Genomic DNA, 11,201 nt, shown 5'->3' on the forward strand with positions numbered 1-11,201 from the left:
CCCCTGGCCGCGCCGGTGCAGTTCGCATATGAGGCACAGCGTGAATAGTTGGCGAGTGTTGGGCGCATGCATCGCGCTGCTGGTCGCAACTCAAGCGCGGGCCGAGTTGCCGAACGAGTGGCAGGCGACTTACGCCGTGCGCCAGGGCGCCATCGACGGCGGCGAAGCCGTGCAAAGCTACCAGGCCAAGGATGGACGTTACCGATTGCAGCTCGACGTCACGCCCGGTGGCGTGGTGGCGCTGTTCACCCAGGAAACCTTTCATGACCTGAGTGAGGGTGAGGTAACCCGCGACGGCTGGCGCCCGCAGGTGTTTCACCACCTGCGCAGTGGCGGGCGCAAGCGGCGGGACCACGAGTTCGTGTTCGACTGGCAGGCCGGCCGAGTTACAGAGCGCCAGGGTGATCGCGAACCGGCAACGCTGTTGCCGGGCACGCTGGACGAATTGATTTACATAGAGGCGCTGCGCCGGAGCCTGGCCGAGCGCGCCACCAGTTTGGTACTGCCGGTGTTGTACGGCTCGGATGGCGAAATACGCGAATATCGCCTGCAAACCGTCGGCGAGGAGGAGGTCAGCACCCCCGCCGGTCGCTTTCGCGCCGTCAAGGTCGAGCGCACACAAACCGGCGGCAAATACACCGTCACCCTGTGGTGCGCACCGCAGCTGGATTACTTCCCAGTGCGCATCGACCGTCACAAACGCGGCCGGGCGCAGGGCACTCTGCTGCTGAAAAAATACAGCGGCGGCAGCCGCCACGCACCGTGAGCGGCGGCGCCACGTAAGCGATGAGCTGTTTCTGAACGGATATGTCGATAGTTTCGCCAAAGGAGTTTGTCATGCGCAGATCAGCGATCGATTTGAGAATTGTCTTGCTCGCCTTGGTCGCCACGCTTCCCGCGTGCACGGACCAGCGAAACGCGGCCGCGGATGAGCCCACCGAACAAGCTGCCCCCGCCACCCTGTCCGGTCCTGATGCGCTTGCCCTGCCCAGTGCTTCACCGGTGGAAAAAAAGCCCGCCACCCGGGCAGTTGCCGCTCCGACGGCCATGCCGCCGGCAGCACCCGCGCCGATGTGCGCCGACTGCGGCGTGGTGACGCGGATCCAAAGCTATCGCATGGAAGGCCAGGGCAGCGGAGTTGGCGCCGTGGCAGGTGCCGTGGTGGGTGGTTTGCTCGGCAACCAGGTAGGGGGTGGCAGCGGCAAAAAGATCGCCACCGTCGCGGGCGCCGCCGGGGGCGCATATGCGGGCCATGAAATCGAGAAACGCCAGCGCGCGGGCACCGCCTACCAGGTCGAAGTGCGGATGGAGAACGGCAATACCGTGACTCTCGATTACGCCAACCCGCCGGCCCTGAGCGAAGGTCAGAAAGTCCGCGTCAGTGGCGGTGTGGCGGTGCCGCAGTAGGCGTGTTTCCGGCATCATCCGGCGATGACCCGGCGAGGGGTTCCCCCCGCACTTAGACGTTTTGACGACCAAACCGGGAGCGACCATGAGTAGTACAACCCATCTGGCGGATATTGCCGCCACGGCCCTGGAGGCGGCCAAAACCTGGCCGTGGGTACTGGCACCGCTGACGCGCGCGCGCGGGCAGGCCTATGTCCTGCAACACGTGCTGCGGAACCGGTTTTTCAGCTCCGTAATGCGCCCGGCATGGATGAGCCGCTGCCCGGACCAGGGCATTGTGCGCCGCACCATTTCGCAGATGGGCGAAGAATTGGTTTATGACCCCGCCATCAAGGCGGCGCACACCAAGATTTTGTGGGAGATGGGCCGCAACATCGGCCTCAGCGATGCACAGATGAACGTGACGCAGCCGGAAACCGAAACGGCCGCGTCACTGGCACTACTGGAGCACTTGGCGCGTGACTGGCACTGGACCGTTGGCTGGCTTGGTTCGTCCATCGACGAGTTTGTGCTTACCGCCCTGCCGGGGCACAACTTCCACCCCGACCGGTGGAAGGAGTGCCTGGGCTTGAGCGAGGAACAGGTTTTCTTCTTCCGCTATCACTTGTCGGCGGACCTTGAGCACGCTGGCGTCAAGGTGTGGCGGCCCATGGAACCGTGGTTGAACGCCGAAGTTGAGACGCAGATCCGGCGAGGGTTGCCGCTGGTACTCGAGGCCCAGCGACTGTTCTATATGGGTGTGGAGCGTCTGGCAACGCGCCTGGAGGGGGGTGAGGTTCCACCGGGCTGAGGGCCGCCACCCGGAGTCAGCCCGCTGGCCCAGCCTTCGGAACACACCGGCAGTTATGATGGAAGCTCGGTCGCATGGGGAGGAACAGAGCATGGGAAACCCGCAAGCCGATCCGCGCCGGGGAAATACCGTGACTTCTTCAGGCGCCGCGCCGATTCCCCTGGAGGTCAATACCTCCGCCGCCTATTTCGAGCGCGAGCGGGAACACATCTTTCGCCGCCACTGGCTGAACGTGGGTCACACCTCCGAGGTCCCGAACCCCGGCGACTATGTGCTCAAGCGCCTGCCCACGCTGGGGGGTCGAGGTGATCCTGGTGCGTGGCCAAGACGGTGAGCTTCGTGCCTTCTACAACATCTGCACCCACCGCGGGAACAAGGTGGTGCGCGAGCAGCCCGCCGGCAATGCCAGTGGCTTCAGCTGCAACTTCCATGGCTGGACCTACGACCTGGAAGGCCGCCTGCGGCATCTGCCGGATGCGCCCGAGTTTCCTGGCCTGGACCCTTGCGATCTTGGCCTGCGCGGCCTCGCGGTCGGTGTGTGGGAGAACTTCGTATTCGTCCACCCGGCCGGCAACCCGCCGCCGGTGTCACTTGACGACTGGCTGGGAGAGGTGAAAGCCGCACTGGTCGGCGGCCCCTTGTCCAAGCTCCAGCCAAGCGCCATTTTCCGCGCCACGGTCAAGGTCAACTGGAAGGTTTTCCACGATGCCTTCTCCGAGGGCTACCACGTGGCGACCATCCACCGCCGCTCGGTGGCCGATGCCTTCATCAGCAAGGACAATCCCTACTGTCATCTTGCTGCGGTACGCCTGTACCGTCATCACCATATCGCCTCCATCGTCGGAGGCAATCCCGACCATCGTCCGACACGCGCCGAACAACTGGTGGCGCGCTACGGCGGGAGCAAGTACGGCGTATCCAGCGTCGATCTGTTCGACCAGCTGCCCGCCGGCCTGAACCCGGAGCGTCAGCCCGCCTGGGCCTTAGACATCGTGGAGGTGTTTCCGGGATTCGCCGCGCACGTCGGCGTGGACTACTGCTACACGTACAACTTCTGGCCCACCGCGCCGGACCGCACAGAGTGGGAGATGCGTCTGTACCAGATGCCGGCGCGCAACCTGGGCGAGGTCATCGCGCGCCAATACACGGCGGTGGTGCTGCGCGACACCGTGCGCGAAGATGTGAACACCACCGAGGCCACGCAGCAGAACCTGATGTCCGGCTTCATCCAGCATCTGCCGCTGGGTTTGCAGGAAGTGCTGCTGCGCCACCGCTATGACGTTGTGGATGCCTGCGTGCGGGGTGCCAATGCCTGAGGTGCAGGCATTGCCGTGCGGCTTCGAAACGCTGGAGCCTTTTGTCAGCGCCTGGGCGTTGCCGACCATGCAGGAGCGTAACGCCCGCCGCGTGGCGATGCCCATGGACCAGATCCGGGCGTTCTATGACGCCATCGCGCCACACATGGAGCCGCTGCTCGATCGCTTCAGCGCACTGTCCGTGGACCATGCCATGAGCCCCGCCGAGGAGAGGCTGTTTTATCTGGGCCAGGCATTCATGGAAGTGGCAATGGCGATGGAATACTTTGGCGAGCCGGATGTACCCGACGGCTTCGACCGCGCACGCTGGCAGATCGTCAAGGGTTGAGGCCCTGTTGTTGCGCCCCCGCGCGGGCATGAGAAACAGCCCCCGGTTGCCCGGGCTTTGCGGCAACGCGGCGCCTGGCACGGCAAGCAGCTGACTCAGCGCACGGAGCGATGAAAGCGCGTAATGCCCCGCAGCAGTGTGCGCAGATCCGCCACATGGGCCGCACGCACTGATCCCGCATTCGGCAGCCGGCTGTCGTTTGGCGCAAAGATGCCCGCGTCCGAAAGTCCCGTGCTGCGCAATGGGTAGACGGCTTTGTAGTCGGGCCCGATCCAGGCCACGCTCGACCAGTCCGAAACTACCGTCGTAGTACGGGCTGGACCCGCGCCCAGCAGGTCGCTGCCCAGCGACAAATCGGCCGGGTCGTTTCGCACACCCAGGCGCGCCAGCAACGTGGCCGGCAGGTCCAGATGACTGCTCATGCTGCTCACACGACCCGGTGCAACACCCGGCATGCGCAGCACCAGGGGCGTGCGGACCTGTTCTTCAACAAAGCTGGAGTTGTGGCCCCAACGGCCCTTTTCCATGAACTCCTCGCCGTGATCGCCGGTAACCACGACGATGGTGTTGTCGAGCAGGCCCTGCGCGGACAGGGCGGAAAATACGCGCCCGAACTGGCTATCGAGGTGGTTGCAGGCGTTCAGGTAGCGGTTGCGAATCAACTCGATGTCGCGCGTCAGCGACATGGTCGCGTAGTTGAAATCCTCCAGGTAAGGCTTGCGGATAGCGTTTACCGGGGGAAAGTAATAGCGGGCGTGCGGCGACTCGAAAAACATGAATGCCATGAACGGCCGGCGGTCGGGCGCCGAAGATGCCTGCCTGATAAACCCCAGCAGGCTGTCGACGTTGCTGCGATCACGCTCCCAGCCCTGACCGGTCGCCTGATCGTGCAGTACATCGGCAGGTAGGCCGGCAAATACCGTGCGGCTGAATTCAGGGTAGCTGAAGCGCGCGCTACTCCAGGCCTCGATGCGGTAGTCCAGACGCTGTAGAACATCCATCAGCACCGGCTGCTGGTGGGCAGCCAGCATCGGAAACCAGTCGCTGCCGTACAGCCCGTAGAACATTCCAAACAGCCCCATACGGGTACCGTTGCCGCTGCTGTAGTGCTGATCGAAGCGCAGTCCGGTCCGGGCAAACGCGCTGGTCGCTGGCATCACGTTTTCATCAAGTGCGTCCGCGCGCAGCGACTCCGCCACCAGCCAGACGATATTCGGTAACCGGGGTGGCGGGGTCAGTTGCAGTGGCACCCGCGGATAGGCCAGCGCGCTTGTGGCTGCGCGTACGCTGCCGGCATGTCGTGCCGAAAATGTGAAGCCAAGCGCCTGCGCCGCGTGCCGGAATGTGGTCGGCTGATAAAACGGTATTGCGTTGGCGGCCTTGAGCACACTGCTACGCCCGGTGAAATGACTGACACCGTAAACCAGGCGCTCGCCCACGGCGCATATCAACAACACGCCGACCACAGTGCTCACGCGAAATAAGCGCTGCGCTGCACCGGTCGCGCGGCGCAGGGTCAGGCCTAGAAGGACGGCGTTGGCAGCCAAAACGACCAGCGCCGCCGCCATCACCATGAGCCAGGCGCTGGCGTCAGCGCCGAGCGATTCCAGCCCGCCAGGTGTGGTAACCAGGTTCCAGACGAAACCGTTCAGGTGAAACCCGTAGAGCTGGAAGACCAATAGGTCCAGCAACAGCCCAAGCTGGACGGCGCTGGACCACAGAACAATCAGCGTGAAGCTCAACGCATGGGCGGCGCGGGAGCCAAGTGGCCGCTTCGCGGCCGCGCCAAACAAGGGAGCCAGCACTAAAGGGAGCAGGAACAAACCGGCGTAGTTCAGCGCGGCCGCGATAAAAAAAGCGCTTACCAACGGCCCGGACAGATGTGCATCCCAGGCGTGCGCCAACAAGAGCAACAGCACCACTGCCCAGCTGATAGCCCAGTAGGAAAAAGGCAGGAAGGTGGCCTGGGATCGGGACAACGGATGCACTCGGGAACGACTGGTGGCGGCGCGTATTACGAACGGTACGCCGCAACAGGTTAAGACTCCGTCAAGCGCACGGCCCCTCCGATGCCAAGGGCCACAGGGCACCGCTTGGTGAAACCGCGGCGAGGCGGAGACATGCGTCGCCGAGACATCACCCAGACGGGCCGGCGACCGAGTCTCCAGGCGCAGGCGAAGATGGCGGCTGGATGCTTCGTTTCCCGCGCTCGCCAAGGGACGTCGCGGCCACGCTCGCCACAATCATCGCCAGACCGGTCGCGTTGCCGGGCGTGATCGTCTCTCCCAGGGCCAACGCCGACAGCAGCAGGCCAACCACCGGCACCGCGAGCAGTCCCATCGAGGCCGTAATCGCCGGCAGCGCCCGACTGATTACGACGAACGCCCATAGGCCCAGCGCAGTTGCCAATGGCCCGTTGTAGGCAATCACCCAAAAAAGTTCCTGGTCCCACGCGACCTGGGCATCCGGCTCCAGCAGCAGTGCCAGCGGCAAGACCACGACCGTCGCGACCAGGAACTGCCACGGTGCGAGCGACAGGGGCGATGCGCCCCAGGTACGGCCACGGATATGCAGCATCACCAGCCCGCCAATCCCGGCAGCTCCCAGAATCAGGCCGTTGCCGAGCAATACCGTGCTGTCACTCCAATCGAACGAGGCAGGATTGAACAGCACCATCAGGCCAGCGATTCCGCACAGGAAACCGATGCCCTTCCAGCCGTTCAGGCGCTCGCCCAGCAACAGAATGGCACCGGGCACCACCCACACCGGCATCGTGTAGGCAAGGATGGAGGAGCGCCCCGCCGGGACGTACTGCATGCCATAGGTCAGCATGGCGACATAAACGCCCATTTGCAGAATCCCCGCGCTGACCAGAAAAGGCCAATCACGCCGCACGGGCAGGCGCAGTTCTTTCAGGGCCCATGCGACCACGAACATGGTGACCACACAGGTCAGCATGCGCAGGGCCGCAAACGTGAACGGTGGCGAATGCTGCAGACCGATTTTCATCACCGGCCAATTGCCGCCCCACAGCAGGACCAGCACGCCGAGCAGCAACCACGCCCGACGGTCCGAGACCGACGTACTCACATTACGGTCATGCGAATGCCACCCCGGCGACACCGGTCAGCCATTCCGGAACTGCTTCATAGAACAAGGGCTCGCCGTGCGTACCCGGCACGGCGCCCATTACCGTGGCCCAGGTGCGGATCTCCTGCCCGCCGTTGCCGGCGCGGCGGGCGATAGTGGCCGCATCCAGACCGGCCAAGCGGCCATAGTCGCCTGCCTGCATCCAGCCGAGCAGCTCCCGATCAAAGGTTTCATCTATCCGCCCGAGTCCCTCGCGGCCCCAGCGCACCACCTCGTCGGCGACGCGCTGCTGGGTCTGCGGGTCCACGCCCTGGCGCCCGGCGGACATGAACTGCAGCCAATCGCGTCCGGTCTGATCGTCGGGCAAGGCCCGCCAGTCGAGCAGCGGCACCTCATGCGACAGGCCGCCGGTGCCGATCAGCGCCACGCGCAGGTCCGGCTCCACCTGTGCCAGGACCCGGCCCAGGGCGGCGCCAAGGTCCAGGCAGCGCCCGAGCGTGGGCAAGGGCGGCGCGTTGCAGTTCAGGAACAGCGGCACGAGCGGCAGGTCCGCTTGCGGAAAAATCATGTGCACCGGGGTCATGAAGGCGTGGTCGAGCGGCAGGTTGCGCGCAAATGCCAGGTCGAAACCCTCGCTTATCAAGCCTTCCAGCAGGCCGTGTGCGAGCCCTTCATGCACCGCAAGTTCGTAGCGTGGCAGGCCGCCGTCACCCCACCCCACGCAGCGTCCGCTCACACCCAGGCAAAAGGCCGGCATGTTGTCCAGAAAAAAACTCTGGAAGTGGTCCGAGGCGACCATCAGCACCACATCCGGCTGCGCGGCCCGCAAGCGGCGGGCGACTTCGTCGTAACCGGCGCGGACACTGTCGCGATGCGCCTGCGAGGCGCGCTCCCAGGCGCGCACCATGATGGCGGCGTGAGTCACGCCGAAAGCGGCGACGATCTTGGCCATGGGGACTCCTGATTCAGGCGGGCGGGAACAGCGCGAAGCACTTGCTTGAGTTGAATACCCAGCTTTCCACGAAATCGACCACCTGCGGGCGCTGGCCGAGCGCCGCCATGGCGCCGGCAAGGCAGATCCAGTTCAGCACCTCGTGCTGTCCGGCATCCTCGATGGCGTCGCGGCTGAGCGCACCCCAGCGGGTCCAGGCATCGCTGCCCAGATCTGCCCTGAGGCGGCGGTCGGCCTCGACGTCCGGGTACAGGCGCTGGTGCTTGGCGGTCAGCGAGCCATGCGACCAGCTCGACGAGGCGACAATCGCCACGCGCCACGGGCTATCGGCAAGAAAGCGACCGATCGCCGCACCGAGCGCGTAACAGCGCGCCGGGGTGGGCGAAGGCGGGGTGCTGAACGCTGGAGCATCCGCCCCCGCGCCGCGCGCCGCGCCGCTGAGCAACTGTCCGCCGTAGCAATTCACGTGTATCGGAATCAACGGGTAGCGAAAGCCGCGCCCGGCATCCGGCAAGTCCAGGAATAGCACCGTGTTGGAAAACGAATGTGCCAGACCCGCCGGGTGGCGGGTGGTGCTGGCCCAGGCCAGGTCAAAGCCCTCGCCGAGCAGATGGGTGACCAGCGCGTGTGCCGCAGCGCGGTGGCCACGCACGATCAACGGCGTGTCCACGGGCAAATCGAACGCATTCTGGTCCGTCTCGAACGGGATGCCTCCGCCAGCGTAGGGTCGGCAGGTCATCTCGTCGAACAGATAGCCGCAGAAGGCCGGCACGCCGTCCAGGCGAAAGTTCTCGAACTGATCGTCACCGAATACCAGCACCAGGTCTGGCGCGAAGACATCAAGCTCGCCGCGCAGCACGGCGTAGCCGGCAAGCAAACGGTCACGGTGGTGCACGGCCGCGGCCTGGCCCTGGTCCTGGCCCCATTCGGCGCGCATTGCTGCCGGCCAGCCGTCGCGATCGGCATAGACCTCCGGTGGAATGCGACCCACCTTGACGTTGCGCGCCAGCATGCGCGGCCAGTGCTGCACCGGCACCAGCGGTCCGGGGTAGTGGGACAGCCCAAGCCCCAGAACCTGCCCCATCAGAGCACCGGTACGTCGGTCTGGTGCTGCATGCGCACTTCGGCGCGGTTGCGGCTGGACTCCAGTATTCCCATCACCACCTCGGCGCTGGCCATGCCCCAGCGGACATCGAGCAACGTCGGGCGGTTTTGCGTCACCGCTTCGTACAGCTCGCGCAGCTCGGCGGCGCGACCAAGCGGCGGCGGACAGGGCAGTTCGCGCCGGCCCCCGGCATCGTAGACGTAAAGGCCGTCAGGCGACTGGCGGATCACACCCCGCTCGCAGGACACCACGGTCAGGCCAAAGAACGGTTGTTGCTGCGGTGCATCCATGTCCCAGCCGCCACCGGTACCGTAGCCGTAGGGGTTACCGCCTCGCACCTGGGCGTATTTCTCCTGTGCGCTGACCGGACCCGGGGGCCGCGCCTTGGGGATGCGCGAATCCGGGTTCTTGGCCGGCTTGCCGGCCTCGCCGACGCCCCAGGTCAGCTCGACGCTGTCGAAATAGCCGTAGCCGTCGAAGATCAGCGTGGCCGGCGTGCCGTCCTCGAACTCCAGAAAAGCCGTGTAGTTGCCCTCGCAGTCCGGAAAGTGCGGCTCGTGCCGGCCAGCCTGCGCCCGCACGCTGCGCACCCGCCCACCGCCCAGATAACGGATGGTGTCCACCTGGTGCGGACCCTGGCGGAACACCGGCCCGGCGCCGAGGTCCGTGCGCACTTCTTCGGGCATCAGCGCGCGAATCAGCCAGTCGTTGAAGTTCCAGGTGTGCAGGTGAGTGACCCGCCCCAGATCCCCCGAGCGGATCAGCTGCCCCATGGCGCGCACCGGCGCGTCGTAGACCTTGGAGTGACCCTGCACATATTTGACGCCGGCCGCCTCCACCGCCTGCACCATGGCCAGACACTGCTCCAGCGTGACCGCCATCGGTTTCTCGCAGATCACGTGCTTGCCGTGGCGCGCGGCGGCGATCACGTGCTCGGCGTGCAGGCGGTTGGGCGAGGCCACCCATACGGCGTCCACCGGACCCTGCGCGCACAGCGCTTCCACGTCCTCGAAGCAGGCGAGTGACCGGCCGAGGCTCTGCGCAAAGTAATCCATGTTGTCCCGGCGGATATCGGCGAGCGCGGTCAGCTCGATCTGGTCCTCGATTTCCTTCAGATGCGGCAACACCTGCAAGGCCGCGATGCCGGCGCCGGCAATTCCCAGGCGCAGCCGGCTCACGGCGCGCTGGCGCCGGCGGTGGCGCCGGGCACGAAACTCATGGCCTCGGTGCCGCCCCACGGCCGGGTGGCCGAGGGAAACGTGATGCTCTGGTTGTGCGCCGGGTCGGTCACCATCGCCACATCCGGTGCCAGCCCCTGCTCCACCCGCGCAATCTGCTCGTCGAGCATGTTGCGGAACAGCACGATGCCGCGGTCGGTCGCGCCGAGCGTCTCGGCGCTGCGATCGTAGAGCTCACCCTGGCTTTCCCAGGCCCACTGGTCCTGGCTGTAGAAAGACAGCAGATCGTGCTCGCCGTCGGCGTTGCGCCCGGCTTCCAGGTACTCGAACGGCAGCGCGGCGTGTTCAGGTGTGTGAGCACTGGCGTCTTCCAGAAAGCCCACCCACAGGATGCGGGTATGGGTGTCGTCGATGGGCACCCGAAAGTGGATCGCCTCCACCGGCCCCTGTGGCACGCGCAGGATGTTCGGAAAGATCAGCGGCGGGCGGACTTCAACTTCCGGCTGCTCGCCGCCGTAGACCAGCACTTTCTCGATGCCCCAGTCACACACCGACCACTCGTAGCGCTCGACCGGTCGCACGTAGTAATCCGCGCCGGGAATGGTCAGGCCGTGCTCCTGCGCCATACGGCCATGCAGGTAATAGGTGTGCACAGTGTCGGCGGTGTTCTCCTCGCACTGCAACCAGTTGCAGTGGTGCAGCGGTAGGATCTGGATAAAGCGCCGCCCGTCCTCGCGCACCAGTACGTCCCAGCGTGGCAGCAGCGGCGCCGGTGCCGGGCCCAGATACCCGAACAGCAACCCGCCGAGTGCCTGCACCGGATAAGCGCGCAGCCGGATATCGTCCTTCAGGTGACTGTCTGCGGGCTCAAAGGGCTGCTCAATGCAGCGCCCATCGGTGGCGTATTTCCAGCCGTGGTAGGCGCAGCGAATGCCGTCTTCTTCAACGAAACCGCGCGTCAGCGACACGCATCGATGCTTGCAGCGCGCCTCGATCAGACCGTAGCGACCCTGGCCGTCCTTGAATACCAGCAGG

The 11,201-nt window shown here is 65.4% G+C and carries 12 protein-coding genes; 6 read left to right on the forward strand and 6 right to left on the reverse strand.

Features of this window, described 5'->3' with window-relative positions:
* The first annotated feature begins 40 nt into the window (after window positions 1-40).
* The 6 genes from ABZF37_RS11705 to ABZF37_RS11730 all read left to right on the forward strand — a co-directional run bounded on the left by ABZF37_RS11705 (window position 41) and on the right by ABZF37_RS11730 (window position 3,841).
* Complete coding sequence (locus tag ABZF37_RS11705) at window positions 41-766, forward strand: DUF3108 domain-containing protein (RefSeq protein ID WP_372720112.1); 726 nt, start codon at window positions 41-43, stop codon at window positions 764-766.
* A 71-nt stretch (window positions 767-837) separates the two neighbouring features.
* Entirely contained in the window at window positions 838-1,407 is a 570-nt protein-coding gene (locus ABZF37_RS11710) for a glycine zipper 2TM domain-containing protein (protein WP_372720114.1), read from the forward strand.
* A gap of 85 nt (window positions 1,408-1,492) precedes the next feature.
* Window positions 1,493-2,197 (forward strand): iron-containing redox enzyme family protein, encoded by a 705-nt coding sequence (locus tag ABZF37_RS11715; protein WP_372720116.1) that lies wholly within the window; start codon window positions 1,493-1,495, stop codon window positions 2,195-2,197.
* Between the two features lie 91 nt (window positions 2,198-2,288).
* Window positions 2,289-2,531, forward strand: coding sequence for a hypothetical protein (locus ABZF37_RS11720; protein WP_372720118.1), 243 nt, complete (start codon window positions 2,289-2,291; stop codon window positions 2,529-2,531).
* Window positions 2,512-3,513 carry an aromatic ring-hydroxylating dioxygenase subunit alpha gene (locus tag ABZF37_RS11725; protein WP_372720120.1) on the forward strand — a complete coding sequence of 334 codons (1,002 nt, stop codon included), beginning with the start codon at window positions 2,512-2,514 and terminating at the stop codon, window positions 3,511-3,513. Before ABZF37_RS11720 ends, ABZF37_RS11725 begins: the two co-directional genes overlap by 20 nt.
* Complete coding sequence (locus ABZF37_RS11730) at window positions 3,506-3,841, forward strand: hypothetical protein (protein ID WP_372720122.1); 336 nt, start codon at window positions 3,506-3,508, stop codon at window positions 3,839-3,841. The genes ABZF37_RS11725 and ABZF37_RS11730 overlap by 8 nt, the downstream gene beginning before the upstream one ends.
* Window positions 3,842-3,936: 95 nt before the next feature.
* Here ABZF37_RS11730 and ABZF37_RS11735 read toward each other — a convergent pair whose 3' ends face one another.
* The 6 genes from ABZF37_RS11735 to ABZF37_RS11760 form a co-directional block, all read right to left on the reverse strand.
* Window positions 3,937-5,820, reverse strand: a complete 1,884-nt coding sequence (locus ABZF37_RS11735; protein ID WP_372720124.1) for a sulfatase-like hydrolase/transferase — start codon at window positions 5,818-5,820, stop codon at window positions 3,937-3,939.
* Window positions 5,821-5,977: 157 nt separating this feature from the next.
* Window positions 5,978-6,931 (reverse strand): DMT family transporter, encoded by a 954-nt coding sequence (locus ABZF37_RS11740; protein ID WP_372720126.1) that lies wholly within the window; start codon window positions 6,929-6,931, stop codon window positions 5,978-5,980.
* A 7-nt stretch (window positions 6,932-6,938) separates the two neighbouring features.
* Window positions 6,939-7,883, reverse strand: a complete 945-nt coding sequence (locus tag ABZF37_RS11745) for a hypothetical protein (RefSeq protein WP_372720128.1) — start codon at window positions 7,881-7,883, stop codon at window positions 6,939-6,941.
* Between the two features lie 13 nt (window positions 7,884-7,896).
* Complete coding sequence (locus tag ABZF37_RS11750) at window positions 7,897-8,967, reverse strand: extradiol ring-cleavage dioxygenase (protein WP_372720130.1); 1,071 nt, start codon at window positions 8,965-8,967, stop codon at window positions 7,897-7,899.
* The gene (locus tag ABZF37_RS11755) at window positions 8,967-10,166 is read right to left on the reverse strand and encodes a Gfo/Idh/MocA family protein (RefSeq protein ID WP_372720132.1); all 1,200 of its coding nucleotides are present in this window, start codon (window positions 10,164-10,166) and stop codon (window positions 8,967-8,969) included. The genes ABZF37_RS11750 and ABZF37_RS11755 overlap by 1 nt, the downstream gene beginning before the upstream one ends.
* Window positions 10,163-11,201 (reverse strand): Rieske 2Fe-2S domain-containing protein (locus ABZF37_RS11760; protein WP_372720134.1); only part of this gene is annotated, 1,039 nt, incomplete at its 5' end. The genes ABZF37_RS11760 and ABZF37_RS11755, both read right to left, overlap by 4 nt.

Source organism: Immundisolibacter sp. (genome assembly GCF_041601295.1).
Classification (GTDB): Bacteria; Pseudomonadota; Gammaproteobacteria; order Immundisolibacterales; family Immundisolibacteraceae; genus Immundisolibacter.